24 protein-coding genes and 1 tRNA gene are annotated in these 22,589 nt (G+C 68.0%); 13 read left to right on the top strand and 12 right to left on the bottom strand.

Annotation, left to right across the window (positions count from 1 at the left end):
• Nucleotides 1-30: 30 nt before the first annotated feature.
• The 4 genes from TV39_RS02975 to TV39_RS02960 form a co-directional block, all read right to left on the bottom strand.
• Nucleotides 31-735, bottom strand: a complete 705-nt coding sequence (locus TV39_RS02975; protein WP_043478176.1) for an HAD-IA family hydrolase — start codon at nt 733-735, stop codon at nt 31-33.
• 44 nt (nt 736-779) lie between these two features.
• On the bottom strand, nt 780-1,157 hold the full coding sequence (locus tag TV39_RS02970) for a glyoxalase superfamily protein (protein WP_043478173.1): 378 nt from the start codon (nt 1,155-1,157) through the stop codon (nt 780-782).
• A gap of 136 nt (nt 1,158-1,293) precedes the next feature.
• A complete protein-coding gene (gene upp, locus TV39_RS02965; protein WP_043478170.1) occupies nt 1,294-1,929 on the bottom strand; it encodes a uracil phosphoribosyltransferase in 636 nt (211 codons plus the stop codon).
• A 12-nt stretch (nt 1,930-1,941) separates the two neighbouring features.
• Entirely contained in the window at nt 1,942-2,817 is an 876-nt protein-coding gene (locus tag TV39_RS02960) for a phosphatase PAP2 family protein (protein ID WP_043478166.1), read from the bottom strand.
• A 43-nt stretch (nt 2,818-2,860) separates the two neighbouring features.
• On the opposite strand from TV39_RS02960, the gene tadA reads away from it, so the two are divergent.
• Entirely contained in the window at nt 2,861-3,364 is a 504-nt protein-coding gene (gene tadA / locus TV39_RS02955) for a tRNA adenosine(34) deaminase TadA (protein WP_043478163.1), read from the top strand.
• On the opposite strand, the gene TV39_RS02950 is transcribed toward tadA, so the two are convergent.
• From TV39_RS02950 to TV39_RS02940, 3 genes are read right to left on the bottom strand one after another with little or no spacing between them, the layout of a single operon-like run.
• Nucleotides 3,345-4,469 (bottom strand): glycosyltransferase family 4 protein, encoded by a 1,125-nt coding sequence (locus tag TV39_RS02950; protein WP_082049452.1) that lies wholly within the window; start codon nt 4,467-4,469, stop codon nt 3,345-3,347. The genes tadA and TV39_RS02950 overlap by 20 nt on opposite strands.
• Before the next feature lie 8 nt (nt 4,470-4,477).
• Nucleotides 4,478-4,876 (bottom strand): 6-pyruvoyl trahydropterin synthase family protein, encoded by a 399-nt coding sequence (locus TV39_RS02945; RefSeq protein WP_043478160.1) that lies wholly within the window; start codon nt 4,874-4,876, stop codon nt 4,478-4,480.
• A gap of 3 nt (nt 4,877-4,879) precedes the next feature.
• A complete protein-coding gene (locus TV39_RS02940; RefSeq protein WP_043478157.1) occupies nt 4,880-5,908 on the bottom strand; it encodes a dehydrogenase in 1,029 nt (342 codons plus the stop codon).
• A gap of 105 nt (nt 5,909-6,013) precedes the next feature.
• Here TV39_RS02940 and TV39_RS02935 point away from each other — a divergent pair.
• A tRNA-Ser gene (locus TV39_RS02935) sits at nt 6,014-6,100 on the top strand.
• A 309-nt stretch (nt 6,101-6,409) separates the two neighbouring features.
• Entirely contained in the window at nt 6,410-7,015 is a 606-nt protein-coding gene (locus TV39_RS02930; RefSeq protein ID WP_043478155.1) for a dihydrofolate reductase family protein, read from the top strand.
• Nucleotides 7,016-7,093: 78 nt separating this feature from the next.
• Here the strand turns inward: TV39_RS02930 and TV39_RS02925 are convergent, their stop codons facing one another.
• Nucleotides 7,094-7,735, bottom strand: a complete 642-nt coding sequence (locus TV39_RS02925; protein ID WP_043478228.1) for a hypothetical protein — start codon at nt 7,733-7,735, stop codon at nt 7,094-7,096.
• Nucleotides 7,736-7,764: 29 nt separating this feature from the next.
• Nucleotides 7,765-8,541: a type 1 glutamine amidotransferase domain-containing protein gene (locus TV39_RS02920; RefSeq protein ID WP_043478151.1), complete on the bottom strand. Its 777-nt coding sequence runs from the start codon at nt 8,539-8,541 to the stop codon at nt 7,765-7,767.
• 158 nt (nt 8,542-8,699) lie between these two features.
• Between TV39_RS02920 and TV39_RS02915 the strand changes: the two genes are divergently transcribed.
• The 3 genes from TV39_RS02915 to TV39_RS02905 all read left to right on the top strand — a co-directional run bounded on the left by TV39_RS02915 (nt 8,700) and on the right by TV39_RS02905 (nt 10,399).
• Nucleotides 8,700-9,275 carry a hypothetical protein gene (locus TV39_RS02915; protein WP_043478148.1) on the top strand — a complete coding sequence of 192 codons (576 nt, stop codon included), beginning with the start codon at nt 8,700-8,702 and terminating at the stop codon, nt 9,273-9,275.
• On the top strand, nt 9,259-9,702 hold the full coding sequence (locus TV39_RS02910; protein WP_043478145.1) for a hypothetical protein: 444 nt from the start codon (nt 9,259-9,261) through the stop codon (nt 9,700-9,702). The genes TV39_RS02915 and TV39_RS02910 overlap by 17 nt, the downstream gene beginning before the upstream one ends.
• Before the next feature lie 109 nt (nt 9,703-9,811).
• A complete protein-coding gene (locus TV39_RS02905; RefSeq protein ID WP_043478142.1) occupies nt 9,812-10,399 on the top strand; it encodes an adenylate kinase in 588 nt (195 codons plus the stop codon).
• Between the two features lie 13 nt (nt 10,400-10,412).
• Here the strand turns inward: TV39_RS02905 and TV39_RS02900 are convergent, their stop codons facing one another.
• Entirely contained in the window at nt 10,413-10,757 is a 345-nt protein-coding gene (locus TV39_RS02900) for a hypothetical protein (RefSeq protein WP_043478140.1), read from the bottom strand.
• Between the two features lie 225 nt (nt 10,758-10,982).
• Between TV39_RS02900 and TV39_RS02895 the strand changes: the two genes are divergently transcribed.
• From TV39_RS02895 to TV39_RS22310, 4 genes are all read left to right on the top strand, one after another.
• Nucleotides 10,983-11,201: a hypothetical protein gene (locus TV39_RS02895; RefSeq protein WP_043478137.1), complete on the top strand. Its 219-nt coding sequence runs from the start codon at nt 10,983-10,985 to the stop codon at nt 11,199-11,201.
• Nucleotides 11,202-11,412: 211 nt separating this feature from the next.
• Nucleotides 11,413-12,051, top strand: coding sequence for a hypothetical protein (locus tag TV39_RS02890; RefSeq protein WP_043478133.1), 639 nt, complete (start codon nt 11,413-11,415; stop codon nt 12,049-12,051).
• A 204-nt stretch (nt 12,052-12,255) separates the two neighbouring features.
• Nucleotides 12,256-12,972, top strand: coding sequence for a YcnI family copper-binding membrane protein (locus tag TV39_RS02885; RefSeq protein WP_442853478.1), 717 nt, complete (start codon nt 12,256-12,258; stop codon nt 12,970-12,972).
• A 100-nt stretch (nt 12,973-13,072) separates the two neighbouring features.
• Nucleotides 13,073-13,738 (top strand): DUF4232 domain-containing protein, encoded by a 666-nt coding sequence (locus TV39_RS22310; protein WP_200890935.1) that lies wholly within the window; start codon nt 13,073-13,075, stop codon nt 13,736-13,738.
• 36 nt (nt 13,739-13,774) lie between these two features.
• Here TV39_RS22310 and TV39_RS02875 read toward each other — a convergent pair whose 3' ends face one another.
• Nucleotides 13,775-14,245 (bottom strand): DUF4383 domain-containing protein, encoded by a 471-nt coding sequence (locus TV39_RS02875; RefSeq protein WP_043478128.1) that lies wholly within the window; start codon nt 14,243-14,245, stop codon nt 13,775-13,777.
• A 128-nt stretch (nt 14,246-14,373) separates the two neighbouring features.
• Here TV39_RS02875 and TV39_RS02870 point away from each other — a divergent pair, with 128 nt between their 5' ends.
• The 3 genes from TV39_RS02870 (at nt 14,374) to TV39_RS02860 (ending at nt 21,899) form a co-directional block, all read left to right on the top strand.
• Nucleotides 14,374-15,885, top strand: coding sequence for an FAD-dependent oxidoreductase (locus TV39_RS02870; protein ID WP_043478125.1), 1,512 nt, complete (start codon nt 14,374-14,376; stop codon nt 15,883-15,885).
• 208 nt (nt 15,886-16,093) lie between these two features.
• The gene (locus TV39_RS02865; RefSeq protein ID WP_144406293.1) at nt 16,094-21,055 is read left to right on the top strand and encodes an ATP-dependent helicase; all 4,962 of its coding nucleotides are present in this window, start codon (nt 16,094-16,096) and stop codon (nt 21,053-21,055) included.
• Nucleotides 21,048-21,899, top strand: coding sequence for an Fpg/Nei family DNA glycosylase (locus TV39_RS02860; protein ID WP_043478121.1), 852 nt, complete (start codon nt 21,048-21,050; stop codon nt 21,897-21,899). The genes TV39_RS02865 and TV39_RS02860 overlap by 8 nt, the downstream gene beginning before the upstream one ends.
• 21 nt (nt 21,900-21,920) lie before the next feature.
• Here TV39_RS02860 and yczE read toward each other — a convergent pair whose 3' ends face one another.
• On the bottom strand, nt 21,921-22,562 hold the full coding sequence (gene yczE / locus TV39_RS02855) for a membrane protein YczE (RefSeq protein ID WP_043478220.1): 642 nt from the start codon (nt 22,560-22,562) through the stop codon (nt 21,921-21,923).
• Nucleotides 22,563-22,589 lie beyond the last annotated feature (27 nt).

Genomic DNA, 22,589 nt, shown 5'->3' with positions numbered 1-22,589 from the left:
AGACTACTGGACATGGAGCCGGGTTGGGCCTCAGAAGCGGAAGGAAATCCGCCTGACCCCTGCAGCGTCCACGTTCGTGGTGACGGAAACTGCGGTGTAATCGGTGATGTGCAGGACACCGTCCGGCAGCGGACCGGTGTTGGGTCCGATGGCAATGGTCCGAATCCCGGCGGCAACTCCAGCCGCAATGCCCGCCGGGGCGTCCTCAAAGACCAGCGCATCGGCCGGGTCCACGCCGAGGAGTTCGGCGGCCCGGAGGTAGCCTTCCGGATGCGGCTTGCCCCGGGTGACACGGTCGGCCGTGACGGCAATGGCGGGCACGGCCAGGTTCGCGGCGCCCATTCGGATATCGGCGAGGATCCGGTCGGCGGAGGTCACCAGCGCCACGGCATCCGCCGGAAGGCTGCGCAGCAGTTCAGCGGCCCCGGGGAGGGCCACAATACCGTCAGTCCGGACCCGCTCCATTGCGCCCAGTTCCGCGGTGAGGGCTACAACATCGGTGCCGGCAGGCGCAAAACGGCGTACTGTATCCCCGGCCTGGACGCCGTGGGAAGTCCGGAGGATCTCGGCGATGTCCAGGTCGTATCGGGCGGCAAATTCGCCCCACACCTGCTCTACAACGGCCGTGGAATCAACCAGGGTGCCGTCCATGTCGAACAGTACGCCCCGGGCGGTAACGGTGTCGGCTGCCGAGGCGTCGGTAACCTGTGCGGTGGCGTCGGTGTGAAAGCTCATGCTTCCATCCTGCCCCACACTGCAACGGTGACCGATCGTGTGGCTCAGCCGTTCGGGCGGTGGGGGATGTACTGGACGGCCCATTTGTTGCCGTCCGGGTCCGCGAAATGGACGAAGTGGCCCCAGTCCTGAACGTCCACGTCACTGACGTCAACGCCGTTGTCCTTGAGCTGCTTGTGCGCGGCCTGGATGTCGCTGACTACCAGCTGCAGGCTGGGAGCGGTGCCCGGCGGAGCGTCATTGAGGCCCTCACCGATGGCGATCGAGCAGCCAGAGCCCGGCGGGGTCAGCTGGACGAAGCGGATGCCCTCCACGGGCCGTTCGTCGTAGTCGGCGTTGAAGCCCACCTTGTTGACGTAAAAATCCTTGGCACGGTCCACGTCGGACACAGGAACAAACACCAGTTCAAGTTTCCAGTCCATGGGCCACAGGCTAGCCGTGGCCGCCGGAAACCGGAAGGGGGCGATCGCTTCCCGGGAACGCGGGTGCGGGACGGGGACTGCGTTCCGGAACGCAGTCCCCGGCCCGCAGCCACGGCTTGAAGATTCAGCCCGGCAACTAGCCGGCGATGCCGTAGAGACGGTCTCCGGCGTCGCCGAGGCCCGGCACGATGTAGGACTTCTCGTTGAGCTTCTCGTCAATGGAGGCCAGGACAATGGTCACGTTGGCGTCGGAAAGCTCTTCCTCCAGCTTGGCCAGGCCCTCCGGCGCGGCCAGCAGGCAGATGCAGGTGACGTCGGAGGCGCCTCGCTTGAAGAGGAACTTGATGGCCTCGCGCAGCGTGCCGCCGGTGGCGAGCATGGGGTCCAGGACAAAGATCTGCCGGTCCGTGAGGTCCTCGGGGAGCCGCTCGGCGTAGGTGATGATGTCCAGGGTCTCTTCATCGCGGGCCATTCCCAGGAAGCCGACCTCGGCAGTGGGCACCAGCTTGGTCATGCCCTCGAGCATGCCCAGTCCGGCACGGAGGATGGGAACCACCAGCGGCGTGGGCTTGGTGAAGGCGGTGCCGATGGTGGTGCTGACCGGCGTTTCGATGGTGACGGGCTCGGTGCGGACGTCCCGCGTGGCCTCATAGGCGAGGAGCGTGACGAGCTCCTCGGTGAGCTGCCGGAAGACCGGGGAAGGGGTGTTCTTGTCCCGCAGAACGGTGAGCTTGTGAGCGACCAGCGGGTGGTCCACGACGAGTGTGCGCATGGGTCAAAACTATCACCCGGAGGTAGTGTCCCTGCGTGAGCCGTGGGCCTGCCCGGGGCTGTCCTTGCCCTCGGAGTGGTCCTCGGCACGGTGTGCGGCATGGTGGGCCGCAAGTTCGTCCCGGAGCACCGGGTGGTCGAACGTCGGGGCAGGACCGGCATGCTCGCGGTGCCGCATCACGTGGAATAGCCTGTGGGCAAGGATCACGATTCCCACCCAGGCCATGCCAAGGAGCCATCCGGCGATGACGTCAGTCAGCCAGTGGTGGCCGAGGAACACCCTGCTCAGGCCCATGGCGATGATGAAGAGGGAACCGGCCGTGATCATGGACACCCGCGCCACGGTCCGCTGGATCTGTAGGCAGGCCAGATAGACCACCAGTCCGATCACGACGGTGGTGTTGAGCGTGTGCCCGCTGGGAAATGACGGCGAATCTTCGTAAGGCGGAACAGCGTCTGCATGGTCCGGGCGGGTGCGGCCAAAGAGCTTCTTGCCAAACGTTGTTGCAGTGACCGAAGCAGCCGCGGCGCCGCCTACCAGAATGAGGGGCCGCCATGTGCGCCCTGCCCACGTCAGCCACGCCGTCAGGATGCTGCCGAGGATCGGCATGCCGATCCCGCCGCCAATATTGGTGAAGGCGGTGACCGCGGAATTGAGCCAGGGGGTCCGGAGGTCCTCCGATAGCGCCAGCGCCGGCTTGTCCAGGTTGGCGAGGCCGGCCTCATCCACCACGTTGTCGTAGACTTCGGCGCCGAGGAACGCCAGCGTCACAACGATCACGCCGCCAATCAGCATGGTGATCCAGAGGGCTGCGTACGGCACCACCCACCGCCCCCACCGGTCGGTAATGCGGTCAGTCAAGGTCTTCACGTCGTCTCCCGGGCTCATACGTCGCCTGCGCCTTCCTAATCTTCGAAACTATCATTGAGCCATGACCTCCCCGGAGCCCCGCCATGCCGAATGGATGGGCCTTGCCCTCGCCGAGGCGCAGCGCGCCCTGGGCACCGAGGACGTGCCCATCGGCGCCGTCGTTATCGGGCCCGGCGGCGATGTCCTGGGTACCGGGAGGAACGAACGGGAGGCGAACGGTGATCCCACCGCGCATGCCGAGATGGTGGCGATCCGCGAAGCGGCCGCCAGGCTGCAGGCGCTCCCGCAGGGCGACGGCTGGCGGCTGTCGGACTGCACCCTGGTGGTGACGTTGGAACCGTGCGCCATGTGTGCCGGCGCCATCGTCCTGGCCAGGATCCCCCGCGTTGTGTTCGGAGCGTGGGACGAAAAGGCGGGAGCTGCCGGATCGGTGTTCGACATCCTTCGCGAACGCCGCCTCAACCACTGGGTGGAGGTCTACGCCGGAGTCCGCGAGCAGGAGTGCGCCGCGTTGCTCCGGGACTTCTTCGCAGGTCACCGGCAAGTCAGCCAGCCCCTGCAATGAAGCGCAGCACGGTCCCGGCCGTGACATCCCAGCCGGGCAGCCGGTTCCGCGCGGCCAGCGCCGCTTCGCGCCAGCGGCGTCGCAAATCCGGTTCGCTGAGCCAGCGGCGCAGCACGGCTTCCAGCGGGGCTGGGTCCGCGCCGAGCACGACGGCGGTGCCCGGCAGGGCGGCTGCCCCGCCGCCGTCGGGAGCTTCTGAGCCACCCGGTGACCCGGCGGCGAGCGCCTCTACGGCGCCGGTGCCGTCCCGCACCACCACCGGGATGCCGCGGGCGAGCGACTCGGTAACCACCATCCCGTACGCTTCAGCCTGTGAAACGAGCACGCTGAGATCCGCCCGGCTCCACTCCGCGTCGAGGGCCTGCCCGGTGAGCTCACCTTGGACTGAGACCCGGTCCGTCAACCCCAGCGACAGGATCGCGCCGCGGACGGCCTGCGCGTAGGCGGGGTCTGAGGAATCGGAGCCCACCAGGGACGCGGTCCAGGGCAGCTCCCTGGTCGCAGCGAGCGCCTCCAGCAGCATGAGCTGGTTTTTGTTCGGCAGGAGGGCTGCCACAGCAACGAAATGCGGCGGATTCGATCCGGCTGCCAGCGCGGCGGCCGAGGTCCCCGGCAACGCCACATGGATCGGGGCTGTGCTGTGGCTGCCTGTGCTGTGGCTGCCTGAACTGTGCCTGCCGCGGAGCTCGTCGGCCGCCGTCGAACTGGCGCAGATGACGCCCGCCGCGGCAGCCAGTGCGCGGCCCTCCAGGTCCGGGTGCCCCGGCAGCGGCATGTGCACCAGGATCCAGGCCGGCCTCCCGACGGCGGCTGCCTCTTCCAAGGCCTGCGGCGCGCCCAGCGCAACCAGTCCGTCCACGATGGTCACCGGTGTCCGGGACGTTGCGCCCATGGAGCCGACGCCGTCGAGCAGCCGCCGGGCCAGCCGCCGTCGTTCATCCTCGCTGCCCACCGGCCAGTTCCCCTCAACGCGGCAGATGTCCACCTCCGCCCCCAGGGCCCTGAGTCCCTTGGCCAGTGCGGCGTTGTAGGCGTTGCCTCCCGAGTTGTGCCGCACATTGCCCGGAACGACCAGCCGGACCGCCGGGCTGCCCGGCTTAATCATGGAAGGCGCTACTCGGCGTCGAAGTCGAGTGCGAACGACGCCCAGGCGTCCGGGTTCTCCCGGAGGGTGACGGCCAGTCCGGCCAGCTCCCGCCCGTCTTCGCTGCCACGGACTTTGGCTGCCACGGCCTCGGCGATGTACTGTGCGAGCGCTTCGGTGGTGCTCAGCTTGCCGGCAAAGTCGGGGTGCTCGTCCAGGTTTTTGTAGTTCAGGCCGGCCAGCACTTCTTCAATGAGCCCGCCGGCGGCGCCGATGTCCAGGACGATGGCGTCGTCGTTCAGCGCACGACGCCGGAAGGTCACCTCCGCCACAAAGGTGGCCCCGTGCAGGCCCTGGGCGGGCCCGAAGGCTTCCCGGGGAAGGCTGTGGGCAATCATGAAGTGGCGGCGGACGGTCAGGCTGAACAAGGGCTACCTCTTGTCTTCGGCGGTGCGTTCGGAAGGGTATTCGATCACGTGGCAGAGGGCGTCCAGGCGGCCCTCGGCCAGCGCGTGAACGACGGCGGGAAGTTCCGCAAACGGCGACGCCCCCGTGAGGAAGGTGTCATAGACGGGATCGCTGAGCAGGGACACGGCGAGCGCCAGGCGGTCGGCGGTGGTCCGGCGGTGGCGGCGGGCGCGTGCCACGACTCCCACCTGGCTTGCGCGGATGGACAGCCGGCGGGCGTGGAAGTCCTCCCCCAGCGGGATGGTGACCTTGCGGTCGGCGTACCAGGACATCTCGATGACGTCCCCTTCGTCGCCCACCAGCTGGAGAGCGCGTTCGAGGCCCTCCTGGGAGGCCGAACAGTGGAACACGATGTCGCAGTCGGCCAGGGCGCCGTCCGGGTGGCTGAATTCGACGCCAAGGGCATCGGCGAAAGCCCGCTTTGCCGGATCGACATCCACCAGCTGCAGCCGTTGCAGCGGGAACGTCCGCAGGAGGGTGGCCACCATGCCGCCCACCAGGCCGGCGCCGACGACGGCGACGCGGTCGCCGAGCCGGGGTCCGGCTTCCCACAGCGCATTGACGGCCGTTTCGACGGTTCCCGTGAGAACTGCCCGGCGGGCCGGGACGTTCTCCGGGACCACGGTCAGGGACTCGACCGGAACAATGTAGCGGTCCTGGTGCGGGTGCAGGCAGAACACCGTGCGGCCCACCCAGCCCTCCGGGCCGTCCTCCACTATTCCCACGGAGAGGTAGCCGAACTTCACCGGCGAGGGGAAGGATCCCTCCTGCAGGGGAGCCCGCATTTGTTCGGCAACCCGTGGCGGCACCTTGCCGCAGTGGACCACGGTTTCGGTGCCTTTGCTGATTCCGGAGTACAGGGCGCGGACCAGCGCCTCACCTGGGCCCGGCGCGGGAAGGTCCTCGGTGCGGAGCTCGCCTTTTTCGTGGCCGACGGTCCAATAGGCCCGGGCCCGGGAAGGGTGTTGGGAGTGCTGCTGGGAATTGATCATCTTGCTTATGAATCTAGTCCCCGTGACTGGCGCGGGGAAGACTTTGCTGCTTGGCGCGCCCCCGTTTTGGGGAAGCGAGCCATGCTCCGGTAACCTATTCAGGTTGGTGACGTGTCCGAGCGGCCGAAGGTGCAACACTCGAAATGTTGTTTGGTGTCAAAGCCAACGTGGGTTCAAATCCCACCGTCACCGCGGATAAGAAAGGCCCCGGTTCCCTTGAAAAAAGGGAACCGGGGCCCTTTGCTTTGTCTGGAGACCAAAGGTGGTCCCGTGGTGCTTGGAGCGAGGACGTAGGGCCCGATAGCTGCCTGCTTCCAAATCCGCGGAATCGTCTCGTTGTCGGTCAGCATTGCTTTTGCGGGTCAAGCCGTGGCGCCCGGATACGGAGCCCGCCCCCGGCTGCCCCCGGCTGAGGCGGTCGGCCATTATGCCGGCCCGTGCTATGATCCCCAGAATCCCAACACGACCTCATGCAGGTCGTCATCACTCAGGAGGTTCGCAGTGCCGGACACCACCTGCCACATGTCGATCTCGTTGGACGGCTTCGTCGCCGGGCCGGACCAGAGCCGCGAGGACCCGCTGGGCAAGCGGGGGCTGGAGCTGCACGGCTGGCACATCGGCGACCCCCGAGCCAACGATGCCGACAAGGTCGCGAACGAGTGGCTCATGCGCCCGCGGGGCGCGTACGTGATGGGTCGGAACATGTTCGGCCCGATCCGCGGGGACTGGGATGAGGAATGGACCGGGTGGTGGGGAGCCGAACCGCCGTACCACGCGCCGGTGTTCGTGCTGACCCATCACGCACATGACCCGATCCAGCTGGACGGCGGGACGACCTTCCACTTCGTCACCGAGGGCTTCGACGCGGCCTACTCCGCAGCGTGTCAGGCCGCCGGGGACAAAGGCGTGGACATCGCCGGCGGGGCCTCGACCGTCCGACAGGCACTGATGGCCGGCGTGATCGACGAGCTCACCCTCGACATCGCACCGGTCCTGCTCGGTTCGGGCGAGCGCATCTTCGACGGCGTTGAATCCTTCGGCTTCGAACCCGCAGAGGTGCTTCACTCACCGCTGGCCACCCACATCCGCTACCGCCGCGTCAGCTAACCGCACTGCCGTCCTCCTGCGCAGCAGGACGGTCACTCACCGCTGGCCGCAGCTTGCCCGCCAGCCCAGCCTCGACGCCTAGAGGGGGCCGTAGCCCGCGTTGCCGTAGGGGTCGCGCCAGGTGGCCAGATCCTCTTCCACAGCCGCACGGAGGGTCGGGTCCGCCTGGACCCGTCGTCGGAAGGACTGCCGGGCCCGGCCCATCACCACCGAAGGGACCAGAATGCAGACCGCCAGAAGAGCCACAATGAGCACGTAAGCGCCGACCAGGGCGACGAGCGTAGCCGTGCCCCTGGCGGCGCTGGCAGGCAATCCCGTGGCCAGGATCCCGCCCACGAGGGCGGCCAGCAAGGACACCATCACGACGCCGCCGCGGGCCGTGCCAGGGCCCCGCGTGATGAGGAGACTGTCTGTATTGGGCAGTGACGTGCGTACCCGCTTCCAGGAATACCGGCCAAGCACCATCAGCGCAGCACCCGTCAAACCGAGGACCAGGACCCAAACAGGGTTCCCTGACATGACGGTGATGAACCCGCCACCCAGGATCAGGAGGGGTCCGGAGCCGATCGCGCTGCTCCAGGCTGCCGCCAGGGCGCCTTGGGCGTCGGCTAGTTGCCGCAACCGGGAAGGTGCAGTTGGCGGGCTGATCCGGGCCAGTTCAGGGGAGAGCCAGTAATCGAGGGGATGCGCGGGCTGGGCGGCGGGGAAGCTCGTAGGCACTTGCTCTCTCACGTCAGGGGCTGCAGGCGTTAGTGCTCTGCTTCTGCAGCAGCCTTCTTGGCGTTCTTCTCGGCGTCCTTCTCGGCGCGCAGAGTTTCCGTTTCGTGCTGTTCCTCGGCTTTTTCCTGGTGGATGACCTCTGCGAAGAGCTTCTCCATTTCCTTGGCCACGCCGGCGGCTGAGGCGGGGTTCTGGCCGGTGACCAGCCGCTCGTCAACCACGACCTTCTCCTCAAAGACACCCGCGGAGACGTGGGTGGCGCCCTGTTCCCCAAGGCGGTCTGCCAGGAAGAACGGGATGACCTTGTCCTTCCCTGCGGCAACCTCCTCGTCGTTGGTGAAGGCCGCCACCTTCCGGCCCTCGACGAGGCGGAACCCGTTCTCCAATTCCACGTTCAGCAGGCCGGCCGGTCCGTGGCAGACCGCGCCCACCAAGCCGCCGGCGTTGTAGACGCTGGCCACGAGGTTCTGCAAGCCTTCGCTGTCCGGGAAGTCCCACATGGTGCCGTGGCCGCCCACCAGATAGACGGCGTCGTACTGGGCGGGATCAACGACGTCGACGCGGGCTGTGTTGTAGAGACCCGCGCGGGTGGTCTCGTCCTCCGTGAAGGCGACCTGGACGGGGTCGTTCGAGTCCACCTCGTCGCGCGGGGGCTGGCCGCCTTTGATGGACGCAAAGTCGACGAAATGCCCGGAATCCTTGAAGACCTTCCAAGGATGTGCAGCCTCGGCCACGTTGTAGCCGGTCTTCTCTCCCGTATCGCCGATCTCGGAAACGCTGGTCAGTACCATGAGGATTTTCTTCATGAAGTGTTCCTTTCGTCCACCTTCCACCCTACGCCCAGCCCAATTCCGGGCCTCCCTCCCCGTCCGGGGCGGTGGCCGTCGGCGGCCTCATTCTTCGCTAGTGTGAGGGCTACGCGCCCAAACAGCGATCTCCACGTTAGAAGGGACAAAACAGACCTTTGGCCGGCACTCAACCCAAACAGCTTCCAGACGTACCCAAATACTGGTACGGGCACGGAATTGAGGGGTGGAACAACAAGTCGATCATCCACGCCTACACCCCGGAAGAGTGGGGCCTTGGAGGCAACAACCCCTCAGGCGGCAACTACCGCGCCAGGACCTTCACAGGGCTTAGCGTCGTCACCGTGCTGATGACGATCCCGGCCATCCTCGCCCCGCTGGGTGTAGTTTTCGGGCTCATAGCCCTACTCATATCCTTCCCGGACCCGGGAGACATTGGCATGGGCCTGATAACCATCGTTGGTTCCCTCCTATGCACGGCCCTGTTCACCGGCGGCTGGGTCCTTAGCATCAAGGCACTCCGCGAAGAGTGGCAGGCCCGCAAGCTCCGGAAAGCCAAGGGGCTGCCAAAGCCCTTGTACGCGGTGACCGACGATCAGGCACGAAGATGGTTCGAGGAGCACCCCGGAACCCTGGAGATCACCCGGGAGAACTTCCCGAACAGCACGAGCCCCTTCCCTGGAGAGCCGGGATTTATTGCACCGGAAAGGACCGACCGTGGTCCACAACCGTGAGCGGGAGCGGCGCCAGGATGCCGTATACGCCGAACACAAGAAGGCTGTCGCTGCCGGTGAGAAGCGGGTGCTCCGCAAGACCAGCACCGGCGAGCTGCACAGCTATCCCAGCGACGAGATCGGCTTCACGCCCGGCCGTGGCCATGCCCAGGTCAGCACCTGGTGGGGCATGGGGGTTGTTGCCGTCTTCGCCGGACTGATGACCGTCTTCTCTGTGGCGCTTTTCCTGGGTCCACTCGGACGTGGAGAGGCCCCGTTCTGGGGCGCACTGTTCCTAACTGCCCTGTCGGGAGCCTTCGCTTACTACGCGTACAGGCTGTCCCGGGACGAGTACCGGGCCACCCAACTCCGTAAGCGCCGCGGCTCACCGAAACCCGGAACCGGCAACGTCGACGTTAGTCTCTTGGAGCCGGGTCAGAAAGACTGACTGATGAACTGCGAGCGCGGCGGGGCCTTCCCTTGTGCTGCCGCCTCCATGCGGACACGATAGGGGGACACCTTTCAACGGCACCCGGGGAGCGGTCTCAACGATGCGAATGCTGATTATGGGCCCTCCGGGGTGCGGCAAAGGAACTCAGGCCGAACGGTTGTCGCAGCGCCTCGGCATCAACGGAGTGTCCACCGGCGAGGTCTTCCGCGATCACGTGAAAGACCTGACGCCGCTGGGTCGCGACGTCAAGGCTCACCTGGACGCGGGCAACCTCGTCCCCGACGACCTTACGAACCGCATGGTCCGTGACCGCCTTGCCCAGGCCGATGTCCGGGACGGCTTCCTCCTGGACGGCTATCCGCGCAACACCTCGCAGCTGGCTGAACTCGACATCATGCTTGCCGCCGACGGACATGCCCTGGACGTCGCACTCCAACTAACGGTCGACGACGCCGAACTTTCCCGCCGCCTGCTTCACCGCGCCACCGTGATCGGACGCACCGACGATACCGAGGAGGTCATCCGGCACCGCCTCAAGCTCTACTACCGCGAGACGGAGCCGGTGGCCGCGGCCTACTCAGCGCGCGGGATCCTCCTGAGCGTTGAAGGCACCGGCCACGAGGACGAGGTCTTCGACAGGCTGCTTGCAGCACTCCGCTCCTCGTTCCCGGATGCCATGACCGACCCGCTGTGACGCTGCGCGGACCTTACGGCACGTCCGGGCGCTGGTCGCCCTTGTGACCGCCACCCCGCAGGTTCTCCTGGACCTTGCCGAACAGGTCCTTGATGGTGGACTCCGTGTTGGTCAGCATGTCCGGCTGGACGTACACATTCTGCGTCGGCGGCAGGCTGTAGTGCGACTGCAGCCCGCCAGCTCCGTCAACCCCGTCCAGCGCAATAGTCACTCCGCCCTCCTTGCGCGCAATGGCACCGATCCTGCCGAACACCAGCGTGAACTCGTCCGGCTGGAAGCTGACAGTGTGCCCGATGTGCGTCCGGTTCAGCTCGCCCGCCGCAACAGCTTTCTCATTGCCCGTACCTGCGTAGTCCATGGTTGTCTCCTCGGATTGGTGGCTGCTATGCCAGCAGTCTAGGCCCGGCTCCGGACACGGCATAGGGACTGCTGGGCGCCTGCACAGTTCCCTGCAGCCAGCATCAGCACTTCATCCATTGAACGCGCCCCGGCCCGGCGGCTTAGATGAATCATGTCGGCGCTGACCACCAGTTGCCGGCACCGGGAATCAAGCAGGCTTCAGGAACGGCAACGGGGACGATACGTGACTTCGCAGAACAAATCGGTGATCAGCACCAGGGGCTGGGACGACGTGCAGGTGGGCGACAGCGTGCAGCTGAGCCGCAACGGCCGCATCGAGTACACCGGGCAGGTGGACGACCGCACTGCGGACGGCGATGTCGTGTGGATCAAGTCCAGCCTTGGCCGCCGGCGGCTCTTCCACGTGGCCGACGGCTACCAGCTCACCGGGTGCACCTCGTGACCGGCGCAACCAACACAGCGCTGCAGGCCGACCCCGGCACCTTCCACTGCGAGGATGACTGCCACTACTGCTCCGGACCGGAAACGGACTAACCAGGCGGTCGCTACTTCCCTATTAGAATGACAGGGATCCGTCACGCTGCCGCTGCGCCACCACGGCGGCCAGAGCGCGGACCGACGCCGGCAACGAACCGATCCCGAGGGAGGACTCCGTGCACACCCACCACGCCCGGACTCCTTTCCATTCCCTCCGCGCGGCCATGGTCGCTGCGATGATCGTGACCCTTGCAGCAGCAGCCCACGTGGTTGGCGGGGGTGACCTGCCGGCGCCCGGCATCATGGCGGCGGTCCTGGCCCTCACCGGCATGGCGGCCACCGCGGCCACCCGGTTCAAACTGCGCTTTCCCGCGATGGCCGCGCTCCTGGTTACCGGGCAACTGGTCCTCCACGAGGCTTTCAGCGCCTTCAGCTCTCCGGCCGGAGCGGGACCGGACAGCGCCACGGGGCACCACACCGCCTCTGCAGCGTTCCCCGGTCTCACGCTGGACGCCGCCAGCAGCGCCGCCACCCACCTGCACCAGTACGACTCAGGCTGGGTTGCCGGCCTCATGCTGGGCGGACACGCCCTGGCCACCCTCGCGTGCGCGCTGATGCTGGCCAAGGGCGAGGCAGCGCTCTGGTCCCTCGCGGCGTGGCTCCGCCCGCTCCTCCGGCTCCCCCGTGCGGCAATGCCCGACGCCGTCGCGGCACCCGCCGCCGCCGGCTGGCCGGAGGATTCAGCTCCCCTCCCCCGGCGCAACCTCAGGGCTGACTGCCTGCGGGGCCCGCCCGCCGCCGTCGTACTTTCCTGACACTCTTCCCGGCCCCGCCCGCCTGCTGATCCGCTGTTCCCGGCGGTCCCCGTCCGGCGCCGGACACCTCCTCCATGCTCTTTGCGCACCGCCTTTGGCGCGTTCGTGCACCCCTGAAAGGCCCCTCTTGTGAACAAGCCCTCACCCACGTCCCTCCGCCGTACCCTCTCCGCAGCTGCTGTGGCCGGCGGTACCGCAGCCCTCATGCTGGCCGGAGTCACGGCCGCCTCCGCGCATGTCGGCGTCACACCGGACAAGACCGACGCGAACTCCTACGCCCTGCTCACCTTCGGGATCCCGCACGGCTGCGACGAGTCCGGCACCACCAAGGTGACCATCACGCTGCCCGAGGAACTCAACGACGCCCAGCCCACGGTGAACCCGAACTGGACCGTGGAGAAGGTCGTGGAGCAACTGCCGGAGCCCAAGAAGCTGGACGACGGCGCCACCATCACCAAGCGCACCAGCCAGATCGTCTACACCGCCAAGGCGCCCTTGAATCCCGAACTCCGGGACGCCCTGGTGCTCTCCGTCAAGCTCCCAGACGCCGCCGGCAAGACCCTCCATTTCCCCACCTTGCAGAACTGCGAACAGGGGCAGACGGACTGGTCCGAGATCGCCAAGGACGGCCAGGATCCGCACTCCCTCAAGGCGCCGGCACCCTCGCTCACCGTCACGGCCGCCGCCGCGGACGCACATGGCGGACATGCGTCGGCGTCCGCAGAAACAGGGGCGGACGCTTCGCAGGCCTCCTCCGTTTCGGCTTCCACACCGGACGACGGCGCGCAGGCGCGGAGCTGGGCGGGCCTGGTGGCCGGTTTCGGCGGACTTGCCCTGGGCGGGGTGGCGCTGATGCGCGGCCGGAACCGGAAGCCCGCAGAAGCCCGCGTGTCAGGATCCGCTGCGGCCCCTAAGAAGTAGCGCACAGGACTGATGCCCGGAAATCACAATCCGGGCATCAATCCGCGGCAGCGGTCGTGGCATCGTTGACTCAGGCAACTGCGGGCATAAAGTTTGAGCCATGAGGTCTCAGCCAATCAAAAACGGACTTGCCATCACGACGGCGGTTGCGGCCGCCGCGTTCCTGCTCACCGCCTGCGGGCCCAGCCAGCCGCAGCCCCAGGCAACCTCCGGGACTGCCTCCACGTCCAGCACCCCGCCCGCCTCGTCGACTGCCTCGTCGACTGCCTCCGAGAGCCAGTCGCCCAGCACTCCGGCGCCGTCATCGTCGCAGTCGCAGCCGCCGTCGTCTTCGGCCGCCGCGCAGCCCGGGCTGTGCAAGGCCGCCAACCTGACGGCGTCGTCGGATTCCACCGGTGGCGGTGCAGCGGGCAGCGTCTATTCCAAGCTCATCCTTACCAACTCCGGCACCGAACCCTGCCTCCTGCGGGGATTCCCCGGCGTCTCCCTCACCGCGGACGCCAACGGGGCCCCTATTGGAGCCCCCGCCCGGCAGGACGGGGCCTCCCCCGTTGCGGACGTCCTCCTAGCCCCGGGGCAGGCGGGCGCGGCGGACATGCGCTACACGCAGGCGGGTAATTACCCCGAGTGCGACCCCGCACAGGCTGCCGGCTACCGGATCTATCCGCCGGAGGAAACCGCCTCCCTGTTCCTCGCCGAGCCCCGGACCGCCTGCAACAACGAAGCGATCGAACTGCTGACCATCGGAGCATTCCACGCCCGCTAGGAACGTAGCCTCGGCAGGAATTCAAGCGCCAGGAACTTAGGCCCGGGATTCCCGCAGCTTTGCGGGCGCATCGCGGGAGAACGCCACCCCGAACCCGATCAGTGCCATGCCCAGAATCAGGTGCAGCCAGTTGTCGGCGCTGTTCACGGGGAGGATATTCACGGGAGAATCCTGTGCCAGGAACTGCCCGAGGGTCCACAGCACCATGTACGACACCCCTGCGCCGATGAGGAAGTTCCGGGCGGGCAGCGGACGCCGTGACATCAGCATGCCGGCGAGTCCGGACAGCAGGTGGATAAGGTTGTGCAGCACGGACACTTGGAAGACCCCAAGGAGCATTGCCTCCGAGCCGTGCCCGGCAAACGCCAGCGAGCCGTAGTTTTCGGTGATGCCCGGGATAAAACCCAGCACTCCCACGACAAAAAGCGCCGCCCCGGCAATGAGGGACGACTTCTGGACGTTCTTCCGAAGGCCAAATCGGGCGCTTGCGGCTTCGGTGGTCTTCATGGTCCCGCTCCTGTTCCCCGGTCACGCCGCTCGTGACATGATAAGTCTACTTATGAAATCCTTCGGAGTCCCGCCGACGAGGTCCCGGAAACGGGTGCCGGCGGAATTGGGGAAAGGCAGGCAGGACCATGACCTCGCTCTGGTTGGACCGCAACCACTCCTTCCGCAGCGACCAGTTCCACCCCCGCAGCACGTTTGACACCGTGGTGGCAGGGGCCGGGCTGACCGGACTGGTGGCCGCGCTGCTCCTGGCCCGCGCCGGCAAGAAGGTGCTGGTGGTGGAAGCCCGGAGCCCGGGAGCCGTGACCACCGGCAACACCACGGCCAAAGTCTCCCTCCTGCAGGGAACCGTGCTGTCGGCGCTCCAGCAGCAGTATTCACCGCGGGTGGTGCGTGCCTACGTCGAGATGAACCGCGAGGGCCAGGCCTGGCTGCTCCGATACCTGGCGGACCGGGAAGTGGCGTTCCAGCACCGCGATGCCTACACCTACGCCACCTCCGCCGACGGCACCGATGCACTCCGCCGGGAGCTGGCCGCCGCCCGGGCCGCCGGGATTGATGCGGAGTACGTCCACGATCCCGGGCTGCCCTTTACCGTCACAGGTGCCATCCGCCTCGGCGGCCAGGCGCAGATTCATCCAATGGAAGTCATCGATTCCCTGGTGGAGGATGTCCGCTCGCACGGCGGCCAGATCGTCTCCGGCGTGCGGCTGAACGGGCTCCGGGGACTCCGCGCGGGCGGCGGGCCGGATCCCTTGGAAGTCCAGACTGATCATGGTCCGGTCCGCGCGCGGGAAGTGGTGCTGGCAACGGGCACTCCGGTCCTGGACCGGGGGCTCTACTTTGCCAAGCTCAAGCCGCTCCGTTCCTACGCGGCGTCGTTCGAATTGCCCGGGACAACTGACGTCCCGGACGGCATGTTCCTTTCCGTTGAACAGCCGATCCGATCCCTGCGGGATTATCCGGGCGACGGCCGGCGGCTCCTCCTGGTGGGAGGCAACGGCCACCCCGTGGGCCACGCCAAGTCGGCACAGGCCTACCTTGACACGTTGATTGCGTGGACAACGTCGCAGTTCCCGGGCGCCAGTCTCACCCATTCGTGGTCGGCCCAGGACTACCAGGCCACGAACCTGATGCCGTTCTTCGGCAACCTCCCGCGCGGGCGGGGCCGCGTGTATTTCGCCACCGGCTACAACAAATGGGGCATGACCAACTCCGTGGCCGCCGCCCTGGACATCACCGCCGACATCCTGGGCACCCGCCTCCCCTGGGCCAGCATCATCCACCATAGGGTCACATCCCCTCCCGGGGCCGTCTCCGCGGTCTCCCTCAATGCGTCCGTGGCGGCTACTGCGGCCAAGGATTGGGGGCAGGTGGGGCTCAAGCGCCTGGATGAGTCCCGGGAGCAGCCGCCGGAAGGTGCAGGGATTGTGTCCCGCCGCGGCCGGAGGCCTGTGGCGGTGTCCACCGTGGACGGCACCCGTTGCACGTTGTCCGCCGTCTGCACCCACCTGGGTGGAATCGTGCGCTGGAATGACAGCGAAAAATCGTGGGACTGCCCGCTGCACGGCTCCCGGTTCAGCAGCGACGGCACGGTGCTGGAAGGACCCGCCGTCCGTAACCTGCGACAGCTTGACTGACGACGCTGAGGCGGCTTCGCTGCCGCCGGGCGACACCGCCCGTAGTGTCGCCAGGGGTGCCGCCAGGGGTGCCGCCGGGGGTGCCGCCAAGAGTGTCGGTGCCGTAGGGCATGATGGAGGAATGCAGGGGAAGGAGTCCGCCGGCGGCATGCCGCCAGGCGACACACCGTCAGGAGCGCCGGCCGCCCGGCGTTCCTCCGCGCCGACCATGGACAGGTTCAGCCAGGCCACCAGGGAGTGGTTCCTCGGCGCGTTTTCCGCGCCCACGCCCGCACAAAACGGCGCCTGGAACGCCATCTCTTCCGGGTCCCATGCACTGGTGGTCGCCCCGACGGGCTCCGGCAAAACGCTCGCAGCGTTCCTCTGGGCGCTGGACCGCCTCCAGTCATCCGCTCCCGCCGAGCCGGAAGCCTTGCCGGGCCTGGACCCGGCCGCCAAAGGCAGGAAGCCAAAGACGCCCGCGCGGAAAACCCGCGTCCTGTACATCTCGCCGCTGAAGGCGCTTGGCGTCGACGTCGAACGCAACCTCCGCGCGCCGCTCATCGGCATCACCCAGACAGCAAAGCGGCTGGGACTGCCCGCTCCGCTGATCACCGTGGGCGTCCGTTCGGGAGATACGACGACGGCGGACCGCCGCGCGCTGCTCAGCCACCCGCCGGACATCCTCATCACCACGCCCGAATCCCTCTTCCTGATGCTCACGTCCAAAGCCCGGGAAACGCTGGACGAGGTGGACACGATCATCGTGGACGAGGTCCACGCCGTTGCCGGCACCAAGCGCGGCGCGCATCTGGCCGTATCACTTGAACGCCTGGACGCCCTCCTGCCCAAGCCGGCGCAGCGGATCGGGCTCTCCGCGACCGTGGAACCCCGCGAACTCGTGGCACAGTTCCTGGCGGGCACCGCGCCGGTGGAAATCGTGGCCCCGCCGTCAAAAAAGAACTGGGACCTCACGGTTTCCGTGCCGGTGGAGGACATGTCCGACCTGCAGGGGGCTGCCGGCGCCTTCGACTCCGGGCCTGCTTCGGGGCTGCAGCCGCAGGCATCCATATGGCCGCATGTGGAGGAAAAGATCGTGGACCTGGTGATGGCCAACCAGTCCACCATCGTGTTCGCCAACTCCCGCCGCCTCGCAGAACGCCTGACTGCGCGCCTCAACGAAATCTACGCCGAACGCCAACTGGTGGCCGCGGGCGGCGGCTGGGGAGAATTCGGCGCCGGGGCCCCGGACTTTGAAACGGTGCCTGCCGGCGGGCCGGCGGGCGGCACACCGACGTCAACGGCGACCCCGGCGCACATGATGGCACAGGCCGGGAGTACCGCAGGCGCCGACCCCGTGCTGGCTCGGGCACACCACGGCTCCGTGTCGAAGGACCAGCGGGCGCTGATCGAGGACGACCTCAAGTCGGGCCGGCTGCGGTGCGTTGTTGCCACGTCCTCCCTTGAGCTTGGCATCGATATGGGCGCTGTGGACCTGGTGGTCCAGGTCGAGTCGCCGCCGTCCGTGGCCAGCGGGCTGCAGCGGGTGGGCCGGGCCGGGCACCAGGTGGGCGAGGTGTCGCAGGGTGTCCTGTTCCCCAAGCACCGTGCCGACCTCGTGCATACGGCCATCACCGTGGAACGCATGCTGGGCGGCAAGATCGAACGGCTCAGCGTTCCCGCCAACCCGTTGGACATCCTGGCCCAGCAGACCGTGGCCGCCACGGCGCTGGGCTCCATCGACGTGGAGGAATGGTTCGCCACGGTCCGCCGGTCCGCCCCGTTCGCGTCCCTCCCCCGCTCGGCGTTCGAGGCCACGCTGGACCTGCTGGCCGGCCGCTACCCTTCGGACGAATTTGCCGAGCTCCGGCCAAGGATCATCTGGGACCGCAATGCCGGCACCATCGAAGGCCGCCCCGGGGCGCAGCGGCTGGCCGTGACATCCGGCGGCACCATTCCGGACCGCGGGCTGTTCGGCGTCTACATCATCGGCACCGAGGTGGAAGGCTCGGCGTCGCCGTCCGCCGACGGAAAGGCCGCCAGCCCCGGCGCCTCCGCCGCCAAGGGCGGGCGCCGCGTGGGTGAACTCGACGAGGAAATGGTCTACGAATCCCGCGTTGGGGACATCTTCGCCCTGGGTGCCACGAGCTGGAAGATCGAGGACATCACGCACGACCGTGTCCTCGTTTCCCCGGCCTTCGGCCAGCCGGGCAAACTCCCCTTCTGGAAGGGTGACTCGCTGGGCCGGCCGGTGGACCTGGGCCGCGCGCTGGGCGCTTTTATGCGTGAGCTCTCAGCGTCCGACGTCGGCCCCGCCACGGAACGCTGCAAGGCCAGCGGGCTTGATGATTTCGCCGCGAACAACCTGATCCAGTACCTCGCCGAACAGAAGCTGGCCACCGAAGTTGTCCCCAGCGACACCACCCTGGTGGTGGAGCGGTTCCATGACGAACTGGGCGACTGGCGGGTGGTGCTGCACAGCCCGTTCGGCATGCCGGTGCACGCGCCCTGGGCCCTTGCGGTGGGGCAGCGCCTGCACCAGCGCTACGGGATGGACGGCTCCGCCATGGCCGCGGACGACGGCATCGTGCTGCGGGTGCCCATGATGGAGGACGAGCCGCCCGGAGCCGAACTGTTCCTCTTCGATCCGGAGGAACTCGAACAGATCGTGACGGCGGAGGTGGGCGGCAGCGCCCTCTTTGCCTCGCGCTTCCGTGAATGCGCCGCCCGTGCCCTGCTGCTGCCCCGGCAAAACCCGGGAAAGCGCCAGCCCCTGTGGCAGCAGCGCCAGCGGTCCGCGCAGTTGCTGGACGTGGCCCGGAAGTACCCTACCTTCCCGATAGTGCTGGAAACGGTGCGCGAGTGCCTGCAGGACGTTTACGACCTCCCGGCGCTGAAGGACATCGCGGCGTCCATTGAGCGGCGCGAGCTGCGGATCCTGCAGACCACCACGCAGCAGCCTTCGCCGTTCGCCAAGTCCCTGCTCTTCGGCTACGTGGCCCAGTTCCTCTACGAGGGCGATTCGCCGCTTGCCGAGCGCCGGGCAGCCGCGCTGGCCCTGGATTCAACGCTGCTCAATGAGCTCCTGGGCCGGGTGGAGCTGCGCGAGCTCCTGGACGCCAAGGTTATTGAAGCCACCGAACGGGAGCTGCAGCGCCTTGCCCCGGACCGACGGGTGCGCGGCATGGAAGGCGTCGCGGACCTGCTCCGCCTGCTCGGCCCGCTGACCCCCGTGGAAGTCGCCGCGCGGCTGGAACGTGCCGAACCCGTGGTTGAGCCAACCCCGGTAGTTGAGCCCGTCGAAACCCTCATGGCCGACGCCGTTGCCCACCTTGCCGCCCTGCAACGGGCCAACCGCGCACTCCGGGTGAACATCGGCGGCGTGGAACGTTTTGCAGCCGTGGAGGATGCGGCCCGCCTGCGTGACGCCATCGGGGTGCCCCTGCCCATGGGTGTGCCGCTGGCGTTCATCGAGCCGGTGGCCGACCCCCTTGGCGACCTTGTCTCCCGCTACGCCCGCACCCACGGGCCCTTCACCGCAACGGAAGCCGCGGCCCGGCTGGGACTCGGCGTCGCCGTCGTCGGCACCGCGCTCAAGCGGCTCGCCGCGGACGGACGCGTGGTGGAAGGCGAGTTCCGCCCGCATGCCACACCGCCCCAGCAGGCGCCCGCGCCCGAAACTCCGGAGCCGGGCGAGGAGGATGCCCCTGCGCCGCACGCCGCCGCCGTCGCGCCCCTGGCCGGCAGCAGTGAATGGTGCGATGCCGAGGTGCTGCGAAAGCTGCGCCGCCGGTCGCTGGCGGCGCTGCGGGCCGAAGTGGAGCCCGTGGATGCCGGCGCCTACGGACGCTTCCTCCCGGCCTGGCAGAACGTCCGGATCCCCGGGCACGGCCGGGGCCAGTCAGCCCTGCGCGGCCTGGACGGCATCATCACCGCCGTCGACCAGCTTTCCGGCGTGCCGGTTCCGGCTTCGGCGTGGGAGCCGCTGGTCCTCGCCAGCCGCGTCAGCGACTACCAGCCGGCCATGCTGGATGAGCTGATGGCCGCCGGCGAGGTCCTCTGGTCCGGCGCCGGCGCGCTGCCGGGCAATGACGGCTGGGTGAGCCTGCACCTCGCGGACTCGGCCGAACTGACGCTGAATCCCGCGCCGGACTACCAGCCGGGGGACGCGCAGCAGCGGCTGCTGGAGCACCTTCAGAACAACGGCGGCGGCTACTTCTTCCGGCAGCTAACGGACATTGCGGGCGGCATGGACTCCGTGCTGAGCGACCAGGATGTGGTGTCTGCCCTGTGGGACCTGGCGTGGGCCGGCCGTATCACCGGCGACACCTTCGCTCCGGTCCGGGCCATGATCGCCGGGGGCCACACGGCGCACCGCCAGGTTGCCCGGGCGCCGCGGGCACGCGCGCCCCGCATGAGCAGGCTGGGACGCGCCCACGGGACGGGTCTGATGGGATCTGCCGGGCTGACCGGCGGACGCTACGGCTCCGTGACCGGCGCCGCTCCCACCCCGCCGCTGGCGGCCGGCCGGTGGTCCGCCCTGCCGCTGCCCGAGCTTGACCCCACCATCCACGCCCGTGCCACGGCCGAGCTCCTGCTGGACCGCTACGGTGTCGTGACCCGAGGGTCCGTCATGGCGGAGAACATCCTGGGCGGCTTCGGGCTGATGTACAAAGTCCTGGCCAGGCTGGAAGAGGCAGGGCGTTGCCGCCGGGGTTACTTCATTGAACACCTCGGCGCCGCGCAGTTCGCCGTTCCGGCCACCGTGGACAGGCTGCGGTCTTATTCCGAAGACTCCCAGCTGGCCAAGCCGGAGCCCGTTGCCCTGGCCCTTGCCGCCACGGACCCGGCCAACCCCTACGGTGCGGCCCTGCCGTGGCCCGCGCTGAGTGTGGAAGCCGGCAGCGGCCACCGTCCGGGCAGGAAAGCCGGAGCCCTGGTGGTGATGGTCGACGGCGCCCTGACCCTGTACGTGGAACGCGGCGGCAAGACGCTGCTCGCCTTCGATGAAGACCCTGACGTGCTGGCCGCCGCCGCGGCAGCCCTGGTGGGCGTGGTCAAGCGCGGCGCCGTGGACAAGCTGATCATGGAGAAGGTCAACGGCCACGGCATCCTGGACACTCCTGCCGCCGCCGCCCTGACACACGCCGGCGCGTACTCCACTCCGAAGGGACTGAGAATCCGTGCCTGAAGGCGATTCCGTCTGGCGGGCGGCGGCCCAGCTGCATGCCGCCCTGGCCGGGCAGCAGCTCACAGCCTCCGACTTCCGGGTGCCCCGGTTCGCCACCCTGAAGCTGGCGGGGTGGACCGTGGACGAGGTGGTGCCCCGCGGCAAACACCTGCTCATGCGGCTACGTGGCCCGGCGGAGGAGCGGCTGACTATCCACTCCCACCTGAAGATGGAAGGCGCCTGGCAGGTCTACCCGCCCGGCGGCCGCTGGCGGAAACCGGGGTTCACCGCCCGGTGCGTGCTGCGCACTGCCACGGCGGACGCCGTCGGGTTTTCCCTTGGCATCCTGGAAGTGGTCCGCACCGCCGACGAGGATTCCGTCGTCGGCCACCTCGGGCCGGACCTGCTGGGTCCGGACTGGGATATGGCGGAGGCTGAACGGCGGCTGCGGGCAGCCCCTGACGTCCCCATCGGCGTGGCCCTGCTGGACCAGCGCAACCTCGCCGGTATCGGCAACATCTACCGCTGCGAGGCCTGCTTCCTGTCCGGCATCCATCCCGCGGCACCGGTCTCCGATGTAACGGACCTGCCCGCCATGATGGCCACGGCCAAGCAGCTGCTGGAGGCCAACCTGGGGCCGGGCCGCCGGACCACCGTCCTCAACCCGCGGGGAATGCCCGTCGGACGGATGGCCGGACGACCTGGATACTGGGTATACCGCCGCGAGCACCAGCCGTGCCTCAAATGCGGTACGCCCATCCGTCACGGCGTCCTGGCCAAAGGCCACCAGACAGGCACCGGCACCGAGGAGCGGGACATCTACTATTGCCCCACCTGCCAGCCGCCGCCGGGGCCCAACGCCTGAGCCACCGGGTCCCGAAACGGATCAGGAGGCCGGCTCAGGCACCGGGCCAACTCCGGCGGCGTCCCTGTCCGCAACGGATTTCCCGGCCTCCGGCACCGTGAACCGTGGCAGCAACAACTGCACCAGCGGGCCGATAGCCAGGGCATACACCACCGTGCCCACGCCCACGGATCCGCCCAGCAGCCAGCCGGTGGCAAGGACAACCACTTCGATCCCCGTCCGGGACGTCCGCACCGACCACCCCGTCCGCCGCGCCAGGCCGGTCATCAGCCCGTCGCGGGCGCCCGGGCCGAACCGGGCGCCGATGTAGCAGGCAGACGCGATCCCGTTCAGCAGCACAGCGCCCGCCAGCATGCCGATCTGGCCGCCCAGATGCGAGAACTCCGGAATCAGCGCCAGCCCCACATCCGCGAACACACCTACCAGTACGGCGTTGCACAAGGTGCCGAACCCGGGCCACTGCCGGAGCGGAATCCAGAGGAGCAGGACGAGGAAGCTCACGATGACCACCACGGCGCCGATCGAGAGGCCGGTCTTTCCGGCCAGGCCCTGATGGAATACATCCCAGGGGTCAAGGCCAAGGCCGGCACGGATGAACATGGCCAGCGAAATGCCGTACATGGCCAGGCCGGTGAACAGTTGGAGGAGTCTGCGGGTCATCATGAGAATCATCGTCCGCCATAACTGGCC

It is taken from the genome of Arthrobacter sp. SPG23 (assembly GCF_000876655.1).
Lineage (GTDB): Bacteria > Actinomycetota > Actinomycetes > Actinomycetales > Micrococcaceae > Arthrobacter.
This window is presented reverse-complemented; position numbering and strand designations above follow the sequence as displayed.